Annotated in this window: 25 protein-coding genes; 2 read left to right on the forward strand and 23 right to left on the reverse strand. The window is 27.4% G+C overall.

Annotated elements, in window-relative coordinates; all coding sequences use genetic code 11:
* Window positions 1–13: 13 nt before the first annotated feature.
* Genes recG through rpiB form a run of 8 tightly spaced genes read right to left on the reverse strand, consistent with a single transcriptional unit; the run spans window position 14 to window position 7,648 of the window.
* The gene (gene recG / locus CLV39_RS02250; RefSeq protein ID WP_121922595.1) at window positions 14–2,416 is read right to left on the reverse strand and encodes an ATP-dependent DNA helicase RecG; all 2,403 of its coding nucleotides are present in this window, start codon (window positions 2,414–2,416) and stop codon (window positions 14–16) included.
* Complete coding sequence (locus CLV39_RS02255) at window positions 2,417–2,800, reverse strand: hypothetical protein (RefSeq protein ID WP_121922596.1); 384 nt, start codon at window positions 2,798–2,800, stop codon at window positions 2,417–2,419. It abuts the gene before it with no gap.
* Entirely contained in the window at window positions 2,778–4,334 is a 1,557-nt protein-coding gene (locus CLV39_RS02260; protein WP_170145583.1) for a hypothetical protein, read from the reverse strand. The genes CLV39_RS02255 and CLV39_RS02260 overlap by 23 nt, the downstream gene beginning before the upstream one ends.
* Window positions 4,331–4,558, reverse strand: a complete 228-nt coding sequence (locus CLV39_RS02265) for a DUF1858 domain-containing protein (protein ID WP_121922598.1) — start codon at window positions 4,556–4,558, stop codon at window positions 4,331–4,333. Before CLV39_RS02265 ends, CLV39_RS02260 begins: the two co-directional genes overlap by 4 nt.
* A complete protein-coding gene (gene ispF, locus CLV39_RS02270; protein ID WP_121922599.1) occupies window positions 4,555–5,034 on the reverse strand; it encodes a 2-C-methyl-D-erythritol 2,4-cyclodiphosphate synthase in 480 nt (159 codons plus the stop codon). Before ispF ends, CLV39_RS02265 begins: the two co-directional genes overlap by 4 nt.
* Window positions 5,034–5,882 (reverse strand): NAD(+)/NADH kinase, encoded by an 849-nt coding sequence (locus CLV39_RS02275; RefSeq protein WP_121922600.1) that lies wholly within the window; start codon window positions 5,880–5,882, stop codon window positions 5,034–5,036. Before CLV39_RS02275 ends, ispF begins: the two co-directional genes overlap by 1 nt.
* Window positions 5,883–5,915: 33 nt before the next feature.
* Window positions 5,916–7,178 (reverse strand): serine hydroxymethyltransferase, encoded by a 1,263-nt coding sequence (glyA, locus tag CLV39_RS02280; RefSeq protein ID WP_121922601.1) that lies wholly within the window; start codon window positions 7,176–7,178, stop codon window positions 5,916–5,918.
* 20 nt (window positions 7,179–7,198) lie between these two features.
* Window positions 7,199–7,648 carry a ribose 5-phosphate isomerase B gene (gene rpiB, locus CLV39_RS02285; RefSeq protein ID WP_121922602.1) on the reverse strand — a complete coding sequence of 150 codons (450 nt, stop codon included), beginning with the start codon at window positions 7,646–7,648 and terminating at the stop codon, window positions 7,199–7,201.
* An 89-nt stretch (window positions 7,649–7,737) separates the two neighbouring features.
* On the opposite strand from rpiB, the gene CLV39_RS02290 reads away from it, so the two are divergent.
* On the forward strand, window positions 7,738–8,643 hold the full coding sequence (locus tag CLV39_RS02290; protein WP_121922603.1) for a DsbC family protein: 906 nt from the start codon (window positions 7,738–7,740) through the stop codon (window positions 8,641–8,643).
* The gene (locus CLV39_RS02295; protein WP_121922604.1) at window positions 8,630–9,457 is read left to right on the forward strand and encodes an ABC transporter ATP-binding protein; all 828 of its coding nucleotides are present in this window, start codon (window positions 8,630–8,632) and stop codon (window positions 9,455–9,457) included. Before CLV39_RS02290 ends, CLV39_RS02295 begins: the two co-directional genes overlap by 14 nt.
* On the opposite strand, the gene CLV39_RS02300 is transcribed toward CLV39_RS02295, so the two are convergent.
* The 15 genes from CLV39_RS02300 to CLV39_RS02360 all read right to left on the reverse strand — a co-directional run bounded on the left by CLV39_RS02300 (window position 9,441) and on the right by CLV39_RS02360 (window position 21,075).
* Complete coding sequence (locus CLV39_RS02300; protein WP_121922605.1) at window positions 9,441–9,842, reverse strand: rhodanese-like domain-containing protein; 402 nt, start codon at window positions 9,840–9,842, stop codon at window positions 9,441–9,443. The genes CLV39_RS02295 and CLV39_RS02300 overlap by 17 nt on opposite strands.
* A gap of 15 nt (window positions 9,843–9,857) precedes the next feature.
* The gene (locus tag CLV39_RS08575) at window positions 9,858–10,004 is read right to left on the reverse strand and encodes a hypothetical protein (RefSeq protein ID WP_170145584.1); all 147 of its coding nucleotides are present in this window, start codon (window positions 10,002–10,004) and stop codon (window positions 9,858–9,860) included.
* Window positions 10,005–10,226: 222 nt separating this feature from the next.
* Window positions 10,227–10,793 (reverse strand): hypothetical protein, encoded by a 567-nt coding sequence (locus CLV39_RS02305; protein ID WP_211325029.1) that lies wholly within the window; start codon window positions 10,791–10,793, stop codon window positions 10,227–10,229.
* Window positions 10,765–10,992: a hypothetical protein gene (locus CLV39_RS08665; protein WP_211325031.1), complete on the reverse strand. Its 228-nt coding sequence runs from the start codon at window positions 10,990–10,992 to the stop codon at window positions 10,765–10,767. Before CLV39_RS08665 ends, CLV39_RS02305 begins: the two co-directional genes overlap by 29 nt.
* 114 nt (window positions 10,993–11,106) lie before the next feature.
* Entirely contained in the window at window positions 11,107–13,368 is a 2,262-nt protein-coding gene (gene hypF, locus CLV39_RS02310) for a carbamoyltransferase HypF (RefSeq protein WP_121922606.1), read from the reverse strand.
* A gap of 2 nt (window positions 13,369–13,370) precedes the next feature.
* Window positions 13,371–14,120: an energy-coupling factor ABC transporter ATP-binding protein gene (locus tag CLV39_RS02315; protein WP_245960285.1), complete on the reverse strand. Its 750-nt coding sequence runs from the start codon at window positions 14,118–14,120 to the stop codon at window positions 13,371–13,373.
* The gene (locus CLV39_RS02320; protein WP_121922608.1) at window positions 14,104–14,661 is read right to left on the reverse strand and encodes a hypothetical protein; all 558 of its coding nucleotides are present in this window, start codon (window positions 14,659–14,661) and stop codon (window positions 14,104–14,106) included. Before CLV39_RS02320 ends, CLV39_RS02315 begins: the two co-directional genes overlap by 17 nt.
* Window positions 14,654–14,938, reverse strand: coding sequence for a PDGLE domain-containing protein (locus tag CLV39_RS02325; RefSeq protein ID WP_121922609.1), 285 nt, complete (start codon window positions 14,936–14,938; stop codon window positions 14,654–14,656). Before CLV39_RS02325 ends, CLV39_RS02320 begins: the two co-directional genes overlap by 8 nt.
* Complete coding sequence (gene cbiM, locus CLV39_RS02330) at window positions 14,935–15,603, reverse strand: cobalt transporter CbiM (RefSeq protein ID WP_121922610.1); 669 nt, start codon at window positions 15,601–15,603, stop codon at window positions 14,935–14,937. The genes CLV39_RS02325 and cbiM overlap by 4 nt, the downstream gene beginning before the upstream one ends.
* Window positions 15,604–15,618: 15 nt before the next feature.
* Complete coding sequence (gene hypA / locus CLV39_RS02335) at window positions 15,619–15,963, reverse strand: hydrogenase/urease nickel incorporation protein HypA (protein WP_121922611.1); 345 nt, start codon at window positions 15,961–15,963, stop codon at window positions 15,619–15,621.
* Complete coding sequence (gene hypE / locus CLV39_RS02340) at window positions 15,964–16,965, reverse strand: hydrogenase expression/formation protein HypE (RefSeq protein WP_121922612.1); 1,002 nt, start codon at window positions 16,963–16,965, stop codon at window positions 15,964–15,966. It lies immediately after the preceding gene.
* A gap of 6 nt (window positions 16,966–16,971) precedes the next feature.
* Complete coding sequence (gene hypD, locus CLV39_RS02345) at window positions 16,972–18,093, reverse strand: hydrogenase formation protein HypD (protein ID WP_121922613.1); 1,122 nt, start codon at window positions 18,091–18,093, stop codon at window positions 16,972–16,974.
* A gap of 4 nt (window positions 18,094–18,097) precedes the next feature.
* Complete coding sequence (locus CLV39_RS02350) at window positions 18,098–18,358, reverse strand: HypC/HybG/HupF family hydrogenase formation chaperone (RefSeq protein WP_121922614.1); 261 nt, start codon at window positions 18,356–18,358, stop codon at window positions 18,098–18,100.
* Window positions 18,359–18,368: 10 nt separating this feature from the next.
* Window positions 18,369–20,516: a Kae1-like domain-containing protein gene (locus CLV39_RS02355; RefSeq protein ID WP_121922615.1), complete on the reverse strand. Its 2,148-nt coding sequence runs from the start codon at window positions 20,514–20,516 to the stop codon at window positions 18,369–18,371.
* Window positions 20,494–21,075, reverse strand: coding sequence for a HyaD/HybD family hydrogenase maturation endopeptidase (locus CLV39_RS02360; RefSeq protein WP_121922616.1), 582 nt, complete (start codon window positions 21,073–21,075; stop codon window positions 20,494–20,496). Before CLV39_RS02360 ends, CLV39_RS02355 begins: the two co-directional genes overlap by 23 nt.
* Between the last annotated feature and the right edge of the window lie 3 nt (window positions 21,076–21,078).

A 21,078-nucleotide genomic window follows, 5' to 3' on the forward strand; every position in this document is an offset into this window, starting at 1 on the left:
ATATTCCTCTTTTTTAAGCAACTGTTGAAAGTTCAAATCTATCTCCATATTTATCAAATAAAAGCTGTCTTAGCTGGGGATAATCTTTTAATTGAGGGTCTTCCTCTATAATTTTTTTCGCTTCTTCTTTTGCAAATTTTATTATTCTTCTATCTAAAGGTCTATCTAAGTCTGCTATAGAAAAATTAAATCTTCCTGATTGGGCTGTTCCTACTAAATCTCCACTTCCTCTAAACTCTAAATCTTTTTCTGCTATCTTAAATCCATCTGTCGTTTTTACTAATACTTTTAATCTTTCTAAGGTTCTTCTTCTTTGATTTTCTTTAGTTTTGTCTTCTGAAGGCTTCCTAAATTCTGAAGGTATTATTAAAAAACAGTATCCTTCATACTGTCCTCTTCCTATTCTTCCTCTAAGCTGGTGAATCTGAGAAAGTCCAAATCTATGAGCTTCTTCTATTACCATTATAGATGCATTTGGTACATCTACTCCTACTTCTATTACAGTTGTTGAAACAAGAATATCTGCTTTTTTATTTTTAAAATCTTCCATAATTTTATCTTTTTCTTCTTGTTTCATTTTTCCATGTAGCATAACTACTTTTTTATCTGGAAAAGCTTCTTGATAATGCTTAAAACCCTCTTCTGCTGATTTTAAATCTGTTTTTTCTGATTCTTCAATTAAAGGGTAAACTACAAATGCTTGTCTTCCTTTATCAAGTTCTTCTTTCATCATTTTGTATAAGTTTTTTCTTTCATCTTCATAAAGAAGGAATGTTTTAACTGGTTTTCTCCCTTTTGGCAGTTCATTTATAATTGAAACATCTAAGTCTCCATAATATGTCATTGCTAAGGTTCTTGGAATTGGTGTAGCTGTCATTACTAATGTATGTGGTGATTTATGGGATTTTTCTGTTAAGATTTTTCTTTGTTCTACTCCAAATCTGTGTTGCTCGTCAACTATTACAAGTGATAAATTTTTAAATTCTACATTATCTTGTATTAATGCATGGGTTCCTATTACTATATCTATATCTCCATTTTTTATATGTTTTAAAAGATTTTTTTTCTCTTTTCCGGTTATACTTCCTGTTAAAAGGGCTATTTTTATTCCAAGAGGTTCAAGTATATTCTTAAAATTATTAAAATGCTGTTTTGCAAGTATCTCTGTAGGTGCCATTACTGCTACTTGTTTTTTATTTAAAGCCGTAGCATAGCTTGCTGCCATTGCTACTATTGTTTTACCGCTTCCAACATCTCCTTGCACCATCCTATTCATAGGAATAGGCTTTTTTATATCTTCTAAAATCTCTTTTATTGCTTTTTTTTGGGCATTTGTAAGTTCAAAAGGAAGTTTTTCTTCAAACTTTTCTATAAAATCTTCATTTGTTATAATCTGCTCTGCTTGTTCCTGCATTAACATATATCTTCTATACTCTTGGGCAAGCTGAAGTAAAAATAACTCTTCAAATATAAATCTTATTTGGTATCTTGTTTCATAATCATTTAAAAGGTCTATATTCTCACTACTTAAAGGAAAATGTATTCTTCTTATAGCTTCAACTATTTCTGGCAGTTTATATTTTTCTAGGATATACTTAGGCATATACTCATCTATATATTTTGAGTATCTTTTTAGTAATTTAAAAATAGCTCTTCTTAAGTGATTTATAGTTTGGGAACTTGTTTTTATTGAGCTATCTCCTCTTAAAGAATATACAGGTACAATTCTATCTATGATTATACTATCTTCAATATTATAAACTTCAGGCTGGAATATATTTTTTTCTCCTCTAAATATACTTACTTTTCCACCTACTAAAAGCTTTTTTCCTTTTGTGAATATATTAAATAAAAATGGCTTATCATGGACAAAATAGGCTTTTAAACTCCCTGTATCATCTTTTAATAAAACTTCTACTTTTATTCTTCCTCTATTTACTTTTTTTATACTTTCAACTTCTACTTTAAAAACCCCTGATTCACCTTCTTTTACCTGTTTTATCTTTTTTATTCTTTTATCTTCATATCTTACTGGAAAGTAGTATAAAGCTTTTCTTATATTTGTTGCTCCTACTTTTTTTAAGGCTTTTTTTTCTATAGGTTTTAATATTTTTAGGTTTTCTATTAATATTTTTTCAAGTTCATTTATAGATAGCTTTTCAAAGAAAATTGTTTCTTTCTCTTTTTCTTCTTTTTTTATAGTCTCTAAAATATTTAGAATATATTTTAAAAAAGCTCTCTTTTTTGCTGAAGAAAGACCATCTATATATTTAATATCATCTTTTATAGTTTTTGGAATTTCTTCATTTTTTAAAAGAGTTTCTAAAGCTTCTGAGATTTTTACTTTTTCAATAGTATTGTCATCATATTGTAAAACTTTTTTTATTATATTCTTTGCTTTTTCTATATTTTCCATTTAGTCTGTGTTTTTATTTTTTATAAAGAATATAAGCTCAAACAATGAAAAAACAATTAGATAACTCCACATAAATGTTTCCATATAAAGGACTTTTTTATATGAAGCTATTATCAAAATAATAATTAAAGCTATACTATATATTGAGAAAGCAAAAGCTTCAGATGAGTTCTCTGCAATTAAACCAGGGCTATATTCTCCATCTTTTATCATTTTAATTATATAAATAGATGCTATACTACCAATTATTAGTGATAAAAAATAAACTATCTCATTTTGAAGTTTTGGATATAATCCCATAATTAAAGAAAGCCAAAGGGGAATATCTTGTGTAATTTCTGCTACAAATATTTTGTCAAATTTATTTAATTTTTGGAATCTCATATTTAAAATTAATACCTGCTATTTTGTAAAATCTTTCTTCAAATGGATAAAAAGCTATAAGTTCTATAGCTAAATTTTTTGATTCTATCAAAATTTCATCAAGGATAATTTCTGCAAGGATATTTTCAGGAATTAGATTTTCTATATTTTCTTTTCCTTCAAACAAAAGATTAAATACAAAAAGATTCATATTTTTTTCATCTATTTTAGAATAGTCTGATTTAAGATAATAGATTAAAAATTTAATAGCATTTAACTTTAATTCATCTATACTTTCATCTTTTCCTATGACTTTCTCTATATTTTTAGCAGTTTCTTCTTTTGTTTGTTTTTCTAAAAATAGTTTAGAAAGTTCAAACTGGATAAAAGTATCTATGTAAAAATTTTCATTTTCCTCAAAATTTTCTAAAAATTTCTCATGCTGAAATGTCCTAAAATAAGCATTTAGAGAAAGTTCTTTTAAAAGGCTTTCTTTAAAACCTGTTTCTTTAATAATCTCAAACAAAATATCTTTATTTTGGTACTTTTTTGATATATAAGGAAGGTCTAATATAGATAAAACAAAATTTTCTAAATTTTCTTTTAGATTTTCATTATTTTTTAGCTCTTTTACTATTTGTAATGTATTTGAAAGTATTAAATCATAATCAAAGAATATAGATAAAAGATGAAAGTTTATATTTTCAAGTCCAAAAAAGTAAACTAAGTTATAAACTCCATCTTCATTATTTTGTTCTATCTGGAATATCTCTTCTTCTTCATCTTCAAAGATTGTATAAAACACCATTTCAAGCTGTGCTACTTTTATAAGAAATTGAAGTTCTGAGATATTCTCTATATTATCTTGAATAACAGTTAAATACTCTTTTTCTATTTTTTTTGGTTTTAAATCTTTTTTTAGATACCTAATTGAAAACTCATTGAGTATATTTTCATAAACATCTTTAATATAGTTTTCATTTAAAACAAAATCTTTGCCTTTCTTTTTAAGAACTTTATGAGGAAAATCTTCTGGATAGTAATATAAAATTTTGTTAAAGATATAATCAAAAAGTTTAAATAAGACTTTTCCTTGATAAAATAAACCATTTTTTATTATTGTATCTTTTAAAAATAGTCTTTCTGTAAGTTCAAAAATAGTTTCATCATCTACAATATAAAGCTCTGAAATAGGGAAAACAGGTAAAAGCTCTTTTTCTATTATTAAAAACTCAAATATTGGATGATTTACAGTAATTAAAAAACTTTCAATATCTAAATTTTCTACTAAAGGAATAGGAAAAGCTGAAGGTCTTACTTTTTGTATAAATTCTACTATTTTCGTTAAAAATAAAAATTTAACAGGTTCTTTTACTGTTCTTGAAAAATGGAAAAAATTATTTCTTATCTGTTCAATAGGTGCTTCTTTAAAATGTTCCAAATAAAATTGTTCAATATCTTTTTCAAGACTATTTAGCTGATTTTCTGATAAATTATCAATATTTTTGTATTTTTGTTCTAAATTGTTTAAAAAATCATTTAATATTTTCATCATTTAATCTTCTTTATTTTTGATTGTTTACTTTTTATAAATTCTTTTAATTGGTTTAAAAACTCTTCTGGGTCTAAACCATAATAGGTAGCTGAATAAAAAATTGTTTCATGTTTTTTTCCTTTACAAGTCCAGCAGTACATTCCTTTACTCTCAAAAAACTCTCTTGTTTCCGGAAATCTATTTAAAACTTCTTCTATGGTAGTAGTTAACTTTATATTTTTCATGTATTCCTCCTTTTTAAAAGAACAATGGCCTCACACGCACCTGCTTTTCCTTGTCCTATATCTCCAAGTTTTTCAAATGTTTTACCTTTTAAAAATATATTACTACATTTAGTTATTTTTGATGTATTTTTTATAATTTTATCTCTATATGGTAAAAGTTTTGGCTTTTCAAGAAGTATATAACTATCTATATTTATTATCTCATATCCTTCATTTTCAGATATTTCTACTGCTTTTCTTAAAAAAATATCACTTGAAAGATTTTTATTTTTTTCATCTGTATCTGGGAAAAGCTGTCCTATATCTCCTTTTCCTATAGCTCCAAGTATTGCATCTGTTAAAGCATGGAAAAATATATCTCCATCAGAATGAGCTACCCATCCTTTTTCAAAAGGAATTTCAATGCCACCAATAATAAGTTTTTTACCTTTTTCTAATCTGTGAATATCAAATCCTATTCCTACTTTAAAATCCATTATGACCAGTTTAGTTTTTCTCTTAAAATATCAAAATAATTTTTATCAGGTTTTCTTACAAGATATGTATAATAAGGTGATTGTTTTACAATTATTTTATCTTTATATTTAAGCTCTGTACCTTCTTGTCCATCAAGGGTAAGCCATGCATCTTTATCTTTTGCTACAAGTTCTATAGTTATTGGTTCAAATGGTGGTAGCATTAAAGGTCTATCTGTTAATGTATGAGGACATATTGGTACAACTAAAAAGTTTTCCATCATAGGATAAACTATAGGTCCTCCTGCAGATAAAGCATAACCTGTAGAACCTGTAGGTGTTGCTATTATTATTCCATCACCATTATAGGTTGTAATATATCTATCTCCAACATAAACTGCCACATCTACAATTCTGGCTAAAATAGCTTTATTTACAACAACATCATTTAAAACATCTGCTTTTAAAATCTCTTTTCCATCTCTAATTAATGTAGCTCTTAGCATCATTCTTCTTGATATACAAAGAGGCTTAGATAAGATCTGAGCTAAAACATCAAATGCTTCATCTTCATTTACTTCTGTTAAAAATCCAAGTCTTCCTAAATTAATTCCAAGTATAGGAATACCCCATTTGGCTACTCTTCTTGCTGTTATAAGTAAAGAACCATCTCCTCCAACAACTAAAAGAAGTTCTGTTCCTTTTATATTTTCTTCTTTTTCTAAATCTGCTAAATTTTCAAAAATTTTAGATTCTATTGCATAACTATTTAGCCAGTTTTTAAGTCTTACAGAAAACTGTCTTGCTTCTTCACTTGCTTTTGTAAAAATATTTACCTTTTTAAATAAAGGATAAAGTTCTACTTTCATTTTTTTCTCCAAGGAAGGAAAAAATCCTTCCTTTTAGCTTAAATAATACTTAGTCCATTCTGGATATAAAGGATATGTAGAACATAAAGATAAAACATCTTCTTTAACTTCATTTATAACTTTTTCATTGTCAATATTTTTCAATACTTTAACAATATTTTTAGCTATTCTTCTCATATCATTTTCTTTCATACCTCTTGTTGTAAGAGCCGCTGTACCAAGTCTAATTCCTGATGTTACCATTGGTTTTTCTGGATCAAATGGGATTGCATTTTTATTTACAGTAATATTTGCTTTTCCAAGGGCTTCTTCTGCTTGATTTCCTTTTACATTTAAAGGTCTTAAATCAACAAGAACAATATGAGAATCTGTTCCACCTGATACTATTCTAAGCCCTTCTGCTTTTAACTCTTCTGCTAAAACTTTTGCATTTTTAACTGTCTGCTCTGCATACTTTTTAAACTCATCTGTTAAAGCTTGTTTAAATGCTACTGCTTTAGCTGCTATCACATGCATTAAAGGACCACCTTGAAGTCTTGGAAATACCCATTTATCTATATCTTTTCCATATTCTGCTTTAGATAAAATAAATCCACCTCTTGGGCCTCTTAAAGTTTTATGAGTTGTTGAAGTTACAAAATCTGCATAAGGAACCGGTGAAGGATAAGCACCTCCAGCTATAATCCCTGCATAATGGGCCATATCAACCATAAATAAAGCTCCAACTTCATCAGCTATCTCTTTAAATTTAGCCCAGTCTATAATTCTTGAATATGCAGATGCGCCTGCAACTATCATTTTAGGTTTATGTTCTTTTGCAAGTTTATAAACTTCATCATAATCTATTAATTCTGTTTCAGGATTTACTCCATATTGGACAGAGTTAAATACTATCCCAGAAAGATTTACTTTTGCTCCATGGGTTAAATGGCCACCATGAGCAAGGCTCATTCCCATTATAGTATCTCCTGCTTTAAGCTGTGAGAAATAAACTGCTTGATTTGCTTGAGAACCTGAATGAGGTTGAACATTTGCATGTTCTGCACCAAATATTTTTTTAACCCTTTCTATAGCTAAATCTTCAACTATATCTACATATTCACATCCACCATAATATCTTTTATGTGGAAGTCCTTCTGCATATTTATTTGTTAAAACAGAACCTTGAGCTTCCATTACAGCATAAGATGTATAATTCTCAGAAGCTATCATCTCAAGATGTTCTTGTTGTCTTTTAAACTCTTTTGAAACTGCTTCAAAAACTTCTTTGTCTTCAGATTTTAAATGTTCTAACAATTATTTGACCTCCAGATTATTTATTGACAATAACTTTCCTCAATCTGATGAATAAGTTCAATTCTTTTTTCGTGTCTTCCACCTTCAAAATGTTCTGAGAAAAAAGCATCTACTATATTTATAGCTAAATCTTGACCTAATACTCTTCCACCAAGAGCTAAAATGTTTGCGTTGTTATGTCTAATTGCCATTCTTGCCATATACTCATTTGTGCATAAAGCGGCTCTTATTCCTTTTACTTTATTTGCAGATATAGATATTCCTATACCTGTTCCACATATTACTATTCCTTTATCTGCTTCTCCACTTACAACACTTTCAGCAACTGCTTTTCCATAAACTGGATAATCAACTCTTTCTTTTGAATAAGTTCCTTTGTCTATTACTTCAAAACCTTTTTCTTCAAGATGTTTTTTAATTACTTCTTTTAGATCAAAACCAGCATGATCAGAGCCTATAGCTACTTTCAAAATTTCCTCCGAAAATATAAATATTTCACAGCAATTTCATAAAAAATATTATACTATAATAAAAAAACATTTATTATTAAGGAGGACTTATGAAAGTTTTAAAACTCTTTTCTATTGTTTTAGCTCTATCTTTAATCTCTATTTCAGTAAAAGCACAAGAATCTTGTTTATCTAATAGTGATGTATCTATAAAAGATGTAAAAAAGGCTTTAGCTCCACTTCTTGGAAATGCAAAAGTATTATCTGTTTCTGATTCTCCAGTAGATGGTTTATATGAAGTTATTGTTGAAGTAAATGGGAAAAAAATCCCTGTATATTTAGATTGTTCAATGGAATATTTAATAAGTGGAGAGATTATATCTATAAAAGAAAGAAAAAGTTTAACAAGAGAAAAGGTTACAAAGCTAAATCAACAAGATTTAAAAGAAAAATTAGCGAAGTTAGAAAAAAGAATTGGTAAAGAAAAAGCTGAAAAGCTTAAAAAAATATTAGGAGAAAGAGGTTTATCAAGGATAAGACTTATTGATGAAAATGCTATGCCAACAAAAGCAGATGTTATTTTAGGAAATAAAAATGCTAAATTTGTAATTTATGAAATAACAGATCCTCAATGTCCTTTCTGTAAAAGATTCCATGAAGAGATGAAAAAAGTTCTTGCTAAAAGAAATGATGTTCAGTTTAGAGTTATACTATTTCCTCTTCCATTCCATAAATATGCGAAACCTGTATCTAAAGCTATAATATGTCAGCCAACAAAAGAGGCATCAGCTAAACTTTTAAATAAAGCATTTGAAAAACAAACAGATAAAGAAGAATTTAAAAAGCTTGGAGAAAAAGCTTGTGATAAAGCAGAAGAAGCATTAAATCAAAATATGGAAATTGCTCAAAAGTTAGGTATTAGAGGAACTCCTACGTTAATATTCCCACATGGTATTGTTATATCTGGAGCTATTCCAGCAGATATGTTAAATAAGATAATAGATGCTCTCAAATAAATATAAAAGAGGGGATTATCCCCTCTTATCTGTAAAAAATCTAAAGGTTAATTTTATTTCAGAAAATCAAACTATATCAGCCTTAAAAGGTATCTCTTTTGAAGTTTATCCAAATGAGATAGTTGCTTTAGTTGGTGAATCAGGAAGTGGTAAAAGTGTAAGTTGTTATTCAATCTTAAAACTTCTTCCAAGGTATGCAAAGGTAGAAGGAAAAATATCTTTAAATACTAAAAGATATAATATAGATAACCTTTTAAATCTAAATAATGAAGATATAAGAAAGATTAGAGGCTATGATATTTCTTTAATTTTTCAAGAACCATCTTCAGTATTAAATCCTTTATTAACTATAAGAGAGCAGATAGTAGAAACTATTTTAGCCCATAGAAATGTTTCTAAAGAAGAAGCTACAGAAATAGCATTAAGAGCTCTAAGAGATGTACATATTCCAGAAGAAGAAAAAAGATTTTATCAATATCCCCATGAACTTTCAGGTGGATTAAAACAAAGAGTAGCTATAGCCATAGCCACAGTTAATGAGCCTTCTGTTATTCTTGCTGATGAGCCGACTACCGCATTAGATGTAACAGTTGCTTCAAAAATTTTAGATTTATTTAAAAAACAAAAAGAAAAAGATAGAGGAGTACTTCTTATTACTCACGATTTTGGAGTAGTAGCAGAAGTAGCAGATTATGTTTATGTAATAAAAGATGGAGAAATTTTAGAACATAATAATGTTTATGAAATTTTTGAAAATCCAAAGCATCCATATACAATAAAACTTCTAGAGTCAAGACCTATTTTTTTGAGATAGGAAGTCCTTCTTTTTTCCATTCTATAATTCCACCATTTATATTATAAACTTTATAGCCTAGGGAAGATAATAATCTTGAGGCAGAAATACTTCTATTACCACTCCTACAATAAACAAGAATTTTTTTATTTTTCGGAATTTTATCTACTTTTTTAGGAAGCTCATAAAGAGGAATTAAATGAGATTTTGGGATTTTACCATCAGTTTTAACTTCAGCAGGAGTTCTAACATCTAATATATAGATATCTTTTTCTTTTTTAATCATTTGATAAGCTTCTTTTGGATCTACTTTTTCAAAGTTTGCAAGTATAATTCCTTTTTTGTATAAAAAGAATAAAACTAATCCAGCAATTAAAACTACAAAAATTATATTAGACCAGTTCATTTTCACCTCAATCTTTTAAAATGTAATTAAGAATAATTTATCATATAAAAAATTTCTTTGTTTTTCATCTCTATACATATCTGTTTTTATTATGTAGTTTAGAATATAATGTCTATTATATTTCATAAATTTTAAGATTTTATATTTTTTTATGACTTTCATCTTAACTTAATAATTAAAAGTCAGGAAAATAAAATGGAAATAGGTTCATTAAGTGTTTTATTTATAGAGAAAAGAAATAGTTTTTATAATACTTAATAAAAAGCATGTACCATCTTAATTCAGTTAGTATACAGTTAATCTTGTTTTTACTTCTTAAATTTCTGTAATAGGGAAATTTGATTTAATATCTAAATAAAAAAAAGTGTAGATATCTACTCTTTACTAATCTTGATGCCAAGCATTTCCTTCTCTTGGTTTCATAATCCACATCTGATATAAAGATATTAGTATCATAATTACAGATGCAGTAAAGTATCCAAAACCTCCGATTATCACAAACCATGCAAAATCTGGCCAATATTTTGTAAGCCACCAAGCACTAATATCTATAAACTGGAATGCAAATGGTGTAAAGATTAAAATAGATTTTACTATCTTGTTTATACCTATTGAAAATGAAAACACAAAACCAAGAAGCATGAAAATAAAAGCCATTCCAAATAAATGAATATGCGAAACTCGTGTTAATTGCTCTATTGTAGCACCAGTATCAACCTTTGCCAGTTCTTTAATGACTTCTTTCTTTGTTAAATCAGGTATAGATGGAATTACTCCATGACATTTAGCACAATTTTTTTCAACAATTGGTTTTACAACATTTTTCCATTCTTTATCTGGAGCACCTTTTCTAACCCATTCTATTAATTTTGCTCTATCTTCAGGAGAAGCATACTGTTTCATAGAACCATTTAATGCTTTTTCAAGTTTTTGAACCTGTTCTATTTCCATAATAACTATATGCAATATCTTCTATTGAAATACCAAATTTACCATCTGCCATACCATGAGTTAATAAAATCTGTAGCCCTGCTATTGCAAGGCCAATACTTATAACAATTAAATATCCAGTAAATAAAACTTTTACAGGTAAAGAAAGTTTTGTAAGATTTAGCCAAGAATTAATATTTTTTAATTCATTATTATTCACCTTTAAAACTCCTTTTCATATTTAATTATATATTATATATTTAATTATATAATAAAATGAATAATTACTCATTCATAAATTTATAGTTTAATTTTTAAAATTGAAAACAAAGAATCATAAGTTAATCTTTAGTAAATAAGCAATCTGTCCTAATGCTAATCCTCCATCATTAGGTGGCACTTTCTTATGAATAAGAACTGGTATTTTTTCTTTTTCAGCAAGTTGAATAATTTTTTCTGTTAAATATTTATTTTGAAATACTCCACCTGTTAAGCCTAATTTAAGGTCGGAACCTTTATACTTATAGATCTGAATAACAATATTAGCTAAGGTATTTATAAATCTACTTACCTTTGTTTTTAAATCAGATTTATCTTTAATCATAGCTTCTATAATAGGTCTCCAATCTATAATATCTTCATATATATCGACTGGATAATAATCTTTAATTGTCCAATCATAATAGTTCTCCATTATCATCCCAGATTGTCCTTCATAAGATAATTTTTGTCTTATGTCTAATAAAGATGAAACTGCATCAAAAAGCCTTCCTATAGATGAAGATTTAGGAGAGTTTATATTTTTCCCCCAAGCAGTATAAAGTAGATTTAACTCTTTTTCTGAAAAGTTTCTTAAAGTTGGGATACAATTAATATTATCGAAATTTTTTCCATACATATCAAAGAGTAAAGATAAAGCTACTCTTCTTGGTTCTTTTACGGCTTTTTCTCCTCCAAGAAGTTTAAAATATTTTAAATGAGATACTCTTTGATAATTGTTATAATCAGCAATTAAGAATTCTCCCCCCCAAAGATTGTTATCGTCTCCATAGCCTGTACCATCCCAACAAACAGCAAATAATTTTTCATCTTTTAACTGATTTTCTACCATTAAAGAAAGAGCATGTGTATAATGATGCTGTAATTTGATTAAAGGTATATTATTCTTATTGGAAAAATTTTCAGCCCATTGAGTTGAATAATATCTAGGATGTAAATCTGAAACTATTATTTCAGGTTTGAAATCATAAAGATTAAAAAAGGAAAATATTACTTCTTCAAAATTTTTTTGAGAATCAAGAGTCTCAAGATCACCTATATGTTGACTTAAAAAAGCTTTATCTTCAAAAGCTATACATATTGTGTTTTTCTGATGTCCTCCAACTGCTAAAACTTTTTTTTGTAGTTTAAAAGGTAATTTTATAGGAAGTGGTGCATATCCTCTAGAGCGTCTAATAAAAGATATATTTTCGTTTATAATTCTGATAACGCTATCATCTACTCTATTTTTTATACTTCTGTTATGAGTAAGTATATAATCAGTAAAAATAGATAGTTTTTTAAATGCCTCTTCATTATCTTTTACAATAGGTTCGTCTGATAAGTTTGCAGAAGTCATTACTAAAGGTTTTTCAAATTCATTCAAAAGTAAATAATGGAGAGGTGAGTAAGGTAAAAATACTCCAATTCTATCTAAATATGGTGCTACTTCTTCTCCTAAATCTGTATTAATTTTTTTCTTTACAATTACTATTGGTTTTTCTGGTGATAATATTATGGCTTCTTCAAGTTTGGTAATATTTGCATATTTTTTTATTTGATTTATATCTTTAAACATTATAGCAAAAGGTTTTTCTCCTCTTTTCTTCCTTTGTCTAAGAGTTTGTAAAGAATTATTATTAGTAGCATCACATACAAGATGAAATCCACCAATACCTTTTATTGCTAAAATTTTCCCTTTTTTTAAAAAGTTCACTGTTTTTCGTAAAGCTTCTTCTTTTTCTGCTATAAATACTTTATCTGCAGTATATAGAGTTATATAAGGTCCACAATCTGGACAAGCATTTGGTTGAGCATGAAATCTTCTATCTGTTGGATTTTCATACTCTTTTTTACATTTTGGACACATTTTAAAAGATTTCATAGTGGTATTTGGTCTATCATAAGGAAGTTTTTCTATAATAGAGAATCTTGGACCACAATTTGTACAATTTATAAAAGGATATCTATATCTTCTATTATTTGGATCCATTAGTTCTTTTAAACATTCATCACAAGTTGAAATATCAGGAAGAATAAATACTTCCTTTTTTCCTTTTTCTTCTGATTTTTTTATTTCAAACTTTGTAAAATTTGTTATAGGGAGTTCTTCAATTTCTTGAGAAAATATATGAGCTAAAGGAGGTTTTTCTTTATATATAGATATTAAAAACTGATTTATATTTTCTTCTTTTCCTTCAACCTCTATTATTACACCTTCTGTACTATTTATTACATATCCTTTTAAGCCATATTTTATGGCTAAATTGTAAATAAAAGGCCTAAATCCTACTCCTTGAACTGCTCCTGTAAAATTAATTTTTAAATGTTTTTTCATTTTCAATACCAATCATGCCAGTGAAAATCATTGCGATATTTATGTTTATGAACTAAATTCGCTTTTTTTAATATTTCATATTCATTTTTAAGTTCTTTTAAACTACCATCAAATATAAGATTATGCGATGTGTCTAAAACTAAAGCCCGTGAAGCAAATTCTGGGGCTATAGATAAATTATGTGTGCTTATGATAAGTGTTATATCTAATTCATAAAGTAAATCTATAAGCCATCCTGTAGAACCTGGATCTAAGTTGGCTGTTGGCTCATCTAAAAGTAAAACCTCTGGATTTGGAGCTAAAATAGATGCAAGAGCCACTTTCTGTTTTTCTCCTCCACTTAGTTTTAATGGTGATCTATCTAAGAGATGTTCTATCTGACAAAGTTTAGCAACTTCATATACTTTATCTTTTATATTTTTATAATCTCTTTCCTGAAGTCCAAAAGCAATTTCATCATATACAGTAGGATTAAAAATCATAGTATCTGGATTTTGAAATAAAATACCGATTTCAGTTCTTAACTGTTTAAGTACATCTTTAGATGTTTTTCTATTTATTATATTACCTTTGTAGATAAGCTCTCCTTTATGTGGGAAGTATAAAGCCGCCAAAATTCTAAGTAATGTAGTTTTTCCACTACCATTAGCTCCAAGTAATACTAATCTTTCTCCTTTTTTTACTGAAAAAGATATATTATTTAAAGCTATTGAATTTTCAAAATAATAAGTTAAGTTATTGCATTTTATCAAAAAATCCTCTTGATTTAAGGGCAAGAGAAACCTCCTCTGCATTATGATTAGCTTTCTTAAAAAAATAAATAGTCATCATTCCTATAAATTCTCTTTTTTTTCTATCTTTTATAGGTTTTATTGTTCTACTTTTTAATGCAAATTGGAAATCTTTAAAAGTTTTTTTAAAGTTGTTTATCTGTAATAATGAAACTGTTGTTAAAAAAGATAATGTTTTTGAGAAAGAAACAGCCTTTATAATATTTACTCGTTTTGAAAAAAGCAAACTCATGAATGTAATATCAAAAACTCTAAGATTGAATAATATAATAAAGTCCAAAGGATTTTCATTTTTTATTAATGAAAATATTATATATGATAAACTAACGAATCCATTAAAAACCCAAAGTATAACAAGAGTTTTTATGAAAATTTCCCAAAAATTTTTATAAGCTAATACTCCTAATAAAATAAAAGCTATACTTAAAATATAAATATTTTGAAAATAAACTAATAAGAAAGCGGAAAAAAAATATATAAAGAATAAAATTTTTTCAATCATTCTTTTTTATATATCCAATCATATAAAATATTAAAAATATAATTCCTACTCCTATAATGGCACTTATATAATATCCTAAAATTGGATTTAATCCATTTAGATCATAATCAGGTATTGGTGCAGTGTAACTTATATGCTCTTGTATTCCTTTTGGAACGAAACCCAATATTTTCTTAAAGTAGCTTTCAGACCATTCACCCCAAGCTGGATAATCCGTTAAAAGGCCAAGGGGAACTAAAAAAATAAGTATTAATAAAAATAACCAAATTCTTTTCATTGTGTAATCTCCTTTTCATTAAGAAGATATTCCTTTTTAACAATAAATTCATAGGCAATTTGCGTAAAAATACCCTCTGCAACACCAAAAACAAGCATATGAGGAATTATCATTGCTGGAATAGAAATTTCTAAACCAAATGGAAAATAGATAGGTTTTCCATCAGAAGTATGTGCAAGATAAGGTTGTATTCCAAGAATAAATCCAATAAAAAGAGAGGCCATAACTAATGAAAACCAACCTGCTATAAAAGGAGCAAATTTTGAAAGTTTTGAATTTTTTAATAATTGAAATATCCAATATGAAGAAAATGAAGCTATACAACCCATAGCAAATGTATTTATACCATAAGTTGTAATTCCGCCATCTCCAAAAACTACAGCTTGAATAAATAAAACAAGACTCATACAAATAAAAGCTATCCAAGGACCAAAAACTATAGACAATAAAGCATCTCCTGTAGCATGACCGCTTGTTCCTCCAGGAAGAGGAATGTTAAACATCATAACTATAAAACTAAAAGCTGTTAATGATGCAAGTAAAGGTAAAGTTTTTTCATTGAGTATACTTTTTATTTTTCTTAAACCTATTATCCAAAGCGGTATATCTATAGCGTATCCTATAGCACAAGTTGCCAATGATAGATAACCATCTGGAATATGCATATATACCTCCGAAATTTATATTTCCATTTCTAAGCTCATTAGGTACATTTCTTCCCCATCTAAAATTTTCAAATTAAAACTATTACAAGAAGAACATATAAACCTATTATCATCAATAACAAATTCTTTACCACAGTCTTCACATTTAGCAATAATATCTTGAATATTCATTTCAAGAATGGCATTTTCACAAATTGTTTTTTCTTTAAATGTATCAAATGCTATTTTTAATAAATGAGGCTCTATGCCTGACATCTTTCCAATTTTTACAACTACTTTTGAAACTGATTTTGCATTATTTTTTCTTGCATTTTCTTCTATTAAACTTAATAAACTTTGAACAACTGAAAATTCATGCATTTAGCAAATCCTTGGTAGTAATTCTCCTGCAGGAGGTTCCATAATTCTTCTTGTACCATAAGAAGATTTTAAAATAACTTTCCCTTTATAATCTGATATTACTTTTCCTATTATTTGAGAATCCTTCCCAAGAGGACTTTTAAGCATAATATCTAATGCTTTTTCTTCTTCTCCTTTAGGAACTACTAAAACTAATTTCCCTTCATTTGCGAGAGTATAAGCTTCTAAACCAAGAAGTTCACATAATCCTTGTACTTCATCTTTTATAGGTATTTTTTCTTCTTCAATTTCTATCCCAATTTTTGATTGATTAGCCCATTCATTTAGAACAGCAGATAATCCTCCACGAGTAGGGTCTCTCATTGCCTTTATCTTTACTCCAGAATTTATTAAATCCTTAACTAAAGGCCAAAGAGATGCACAATCTGAAGATATTTCACTTTCCATTTCTATATCTTCTCTTTGTGCCATAATACAAGCTCCATGATCTCCAATACTACCAGAAACTAAAATAATATCTCCTTCTTCCAAATTGCTCGCTGAAATACCATCATATATAATCTCTCCAATTCCTGTTGTATTTATAAAAATTTTATCTACAGAACCTTTAGGAACAACTTTAGTATCTCCAGTAACTATTTTTACCTCTGTTTTTTTCATCTCTTCAGACATTGATTTAACAATTTTTTCTAAATCTTCAAATGGGAAACCTTCTTCTATTATGAAAGAACAGCTTAAAAATCTTGGCTTTGCACCCATCATTGCTATATCATTTACTGTCCCAGCTATTGATAATTTTCCTATATCTCCACCTTTAAAGAAAATTGGAGAGATAGTAAAAGAATCTGTCGTAAAAGCTATTTTGGAATTTGTATTTAAAACTGCTGCATCTTCCATTTTTTCTAAAATTGGATTAGAAAAGTATTTAAAAAATAAATTTTTTATAAGTTTTTGAGTCTCTTCTCCACCACCTCCATGAGATAAAAGTATACGATTTTCCATTGTTTTTTATACCTCCTTTACCAACTTAACTTTTCCATATTTATAATAGGCAGCACAAGCTCCTTCTGATGATACCATACAGGATCCAAGAGGATTTTGAGGTGTGCAAGCTGTTCCAAAAACTTTACAATCATAAGGTTTAGCAGTACCTTTTAAAATATCACCACATATACATAATTTATGATCATCTATAGCTTCATTTGGTAATATATCTAAAAATACTTTTTCTGCATCTATTTCAGCATAATCATCTTTTAGTTTTAAAGCAGAATAAGGAATATCTCCTATTCCTCTCCATCTAAAGTTCTCACGAGGTTGCATATATTTATTTATTAGTTGTTGTGCTTTTATATTTCCTTCCCATGTTACTGCTCTTGAATATTGGATTTCAACTTCCCTTCTATTCTCTTTAAACTGTCTAATTATCCATAAAATACTTTCTAAAATATCTAGAGGTTCAAAACCTGCTACAACAACAGGAGTCTTATATAAATCTACAATTTCTTGGTATATTTTAGCTCCAGCTATAACAGAAACATGAGATGGCCCTATAAATGCATCTATTATTGCTTCTTTACTATCCATTATTGCTTTTATTGGAGGTGGTACTAAGACATGATTTATATGAAAATATATATTCTTTATATTTTCTTTTAATACTTTATCTATTAAAGCAGCTGTCATCGGTGTAGTTGTTTCAAAACCTATTGCAAAGTAAATTATATTTTTAGTAGGATTATCTTTTGCTAATTTCAATGCATCAAAAGGAGCGTATACAACTTTTATATTTTTTCCTTTTGCTCTTTCTTTTTGAAGAGAACTTTTAGAACCAGGAACCCTAATCATATCTCCAAGGGTAGCTAATATATTATTTTCATCTTGAGCTAAAGTTATAGCATGATCTATTCTTTCCTTAGGCATAATACAAACAGGACAGCCAGGACCATGAATAAAATCTATTTCATCTGGAAGCAGCTGTTTTAAACCATATTTCATAATAGTGTGGGTATGTCCGCCACAAACTTCCATTATATTTATAGGTCTATCTACTTCATTTTGTATAAGTTTAGCTAAAGCTTTTATCCTTTTTGAATCTCTAAAATCTTTTATATAATCAATAGGACTCATTTTTTTAATCTACCTCCTTATGCAACTTACCTTCCTCTTCATCCAATTTTTCTAATATTTCTTCATATACTTTTATACTTTCAATGGCATCTTCTTCACTTAATTTTGTCATAGCATACCCAACATGAATAAGAACATAATCACCAATATTAACAGGTTCTGGCATTAAATCTAAAGATACTTTTCTTTTTACTCCCATTGTATCAACAATTGCATAATTATCTGGTAATATTTCAATAATTTTAGATGGTATTGAAAGACACATTTTTACCTCCTTAAATAAAAATTCCACCAAAAGCTATATTCTGGTTATCTATAGGAAGTTTCCTATTTATTAATATTGGATATTTACCTTTAGCATGTTTTATGATTCTACCTGTTAAAATCGGATTACTAAAGAAATCTCCTGCTAAAGCTACATTATTAATTTTTAATTTCTTTGAAATTGTATTTATCTGTTCTATCATCCAATCAGCTAAACCCTCAAATATTGAAAAAGCAAGCATTTTATTATCAACATCTGCAATTTTGTATGAAAGAATACTTTGCAATGTTTTAATCCAGTTTAAATAAAATACATTATTTTCTTCATATAAGAAGTAATCTATCATTAATCCTCTATTATCTTTAAAATCTAAAGCTTCATTTTGTAAATATATATATGGTTCTTCAAAGTATGAAATATCATCATAAGGATGTATATCTAAAAGAATTGAAGCTATATTTAATACTGCTGTAATACTATAAGCAGTTTTTCCATTTTCATCTAAATTTATATTTGCAAATTTGTTGTATATGTCTGGATACTTTTTCTCAAAATTAGAAATTAATCTTCTTCCTTCTTCTGAAGAACTTTTAATTTCTTCTAAAGCCCATTTTACAGTTTTTCTAAAATCTTTAAAAATTTTGATTGGTTTAATCCAAATAGCAGGTTTAATAGATTTTATTTTTGTTTTTACGGCAACTAAATCTTGATTTACCTTTGAAGAAAAGTAAAAGCCGATTACTCCTTCTTCAGTTTTATTATATTCTCCAAGAATAGATAAAATAGCTCCTTCATAAGCTTTATAATCTTTTTTTTCTTTATATGGAACTTTAATATCTTCATATTCTCCATTTAGTATATTTACACTATTTAATTTATCTACAAAACTTGGAAGCTGGAAAAGTATTTTTTCTTTTTTATCTATGAAATATTCTCCATTTCCTAAATCTAATACTGCATAATCATTTGCTATAGCAAGATTTCCTGTTTGTTTTGACTTTATTATATTAGGTAATATACCCTTTTCTCCTTCTTTAATTATTATCTTTCCTTGAGCAACAAAAACTTCTGTATCTTTTTGTTTGTTTATAATTGGTAAATCAGCATTTAGTTCAAATTCTGTAATTTCTTCTTCTAATTCATTTTTTAATTCTTCTATAAATACGTAATTTATACCTCTTTCTTTTAAATGTTGTGCTAAAAGAATTAAGAGAGGTTCATCAGGAAGTTTAACTTTTATAAAATCAAGATTATTAGAAACAAGTTCTTTTTCTTTAAATTCTTTTGCTGTTAAGTAAACAATGGGTTTTTCTTGGGAAGCTAAAGCTTTGATTTCTGTATCAGATATAAAAGCAATTTCATTTAGTATTGAAGGATTCGTAATTAAAATAGTAATTGGTTTTCTACCAATGTTTAAAAAAGTTCTTACTTTTGATATATTCTTTTTGTTTATTAATCCTATTATTTTTAATCCTTGTCCTGTATAGACTTTAATTAAATTTCCTTTTTCTATTATTCCAGTAGCTGTATTTATAGCTCCTACAGTCTTTTCATTATCAAATCCATATCTTTCATGTTCTCCTTTTTTTAGATAAATAGGTGTTAAACATTTATGACAAGAAATAAGTTCGTAATTGAATCTTAAACTTTCTTTATTTTCTAATTCTCTTTTACAATCTTCACACGGAACAAAAAATTTGAATACGGTTTTTTCTCTTTTAAATGGATACTCATAAAGATATGAATAATGATTTCCGCAATAATTGCAGGATATAAATGGATAATAAAATCTTCTATTCTCAGGATTAAAAAGTTCTTCTAAACAAGATGGACATGTTGATAAATTTTGAGGTATAAGATTTGGCTCTTTTAATAATTTAAATCCTTCCTTTATTTCTATATCTAACTTCTCAATAGAAACTGTATTTGCAGTTCCCATAAATATTGAATATGGAAGTTTTTCCCCAAGTTCTTTTACAAATTTTTCTACTTTTTCGAAACTATCTTTTATGTAAATTTTTACTTTATCATTTTCTCTTTTTAGATATCCAGTAATTTTATTTTTATCAGCTATATATTTAATTAAATAAAAAAGGTTCTCATTTCCTTTATAATACTCAAATTCTATTTTTATTTTAACTGTGTCTATAGTCTTCATTTGTTATCCTCTTATTTATTAGTTCTCCATTATAAGAACCAAAGTTCTTTATGACTACCTCTTTTAAAGTTTTATTGTTTACTTTTTTATAAGTAATTCCTAATTTTTCTAATTCCTTTAGTACTTGAGCAACAGCTGTTTTAAAAGGAATATCTTCAAGTGTTTCTGTAAGACCTATTTCAGAAGAACATATATTTTCAGGAATTATTCCAATAATAATAACCTCTGCTCTATTACCTTTTAAAGCAGTAAGTTCAAGCATTTGAACAACTTCTACTTCGTGGGCCGTTTGATGATAAGAACCAATACCTACAAGCTCTTCATCTGTAAGTCTAAATACACTTCCTGGTTTATCCTTTATTGATATAGTATCAATAAGAATAAGATGTTCATAATCTTCTAAATATTCCATTAATCTAAAACCAAGAGTACCTGCATCTATAAGGTCTATATTAGGGTTAAACTGATAATTTTCTTCTAAGTACTTAACAACAAATACACCTATACCTTCATCTTTGAAAAGTATATTCCCAATACCAACTATTCCTATTTTCTTCATTTT

The sequence above is a fragment of the Hydrogenothermus marinus genome, assembly GCF_003688665.1.
Taxonomy (GTDB): Bacteria; Aquificota; Aquificia; order Aquificales; family Hydrogenothermaceae; genus Hydrogenothermus; species Hydrogenothermus marinus.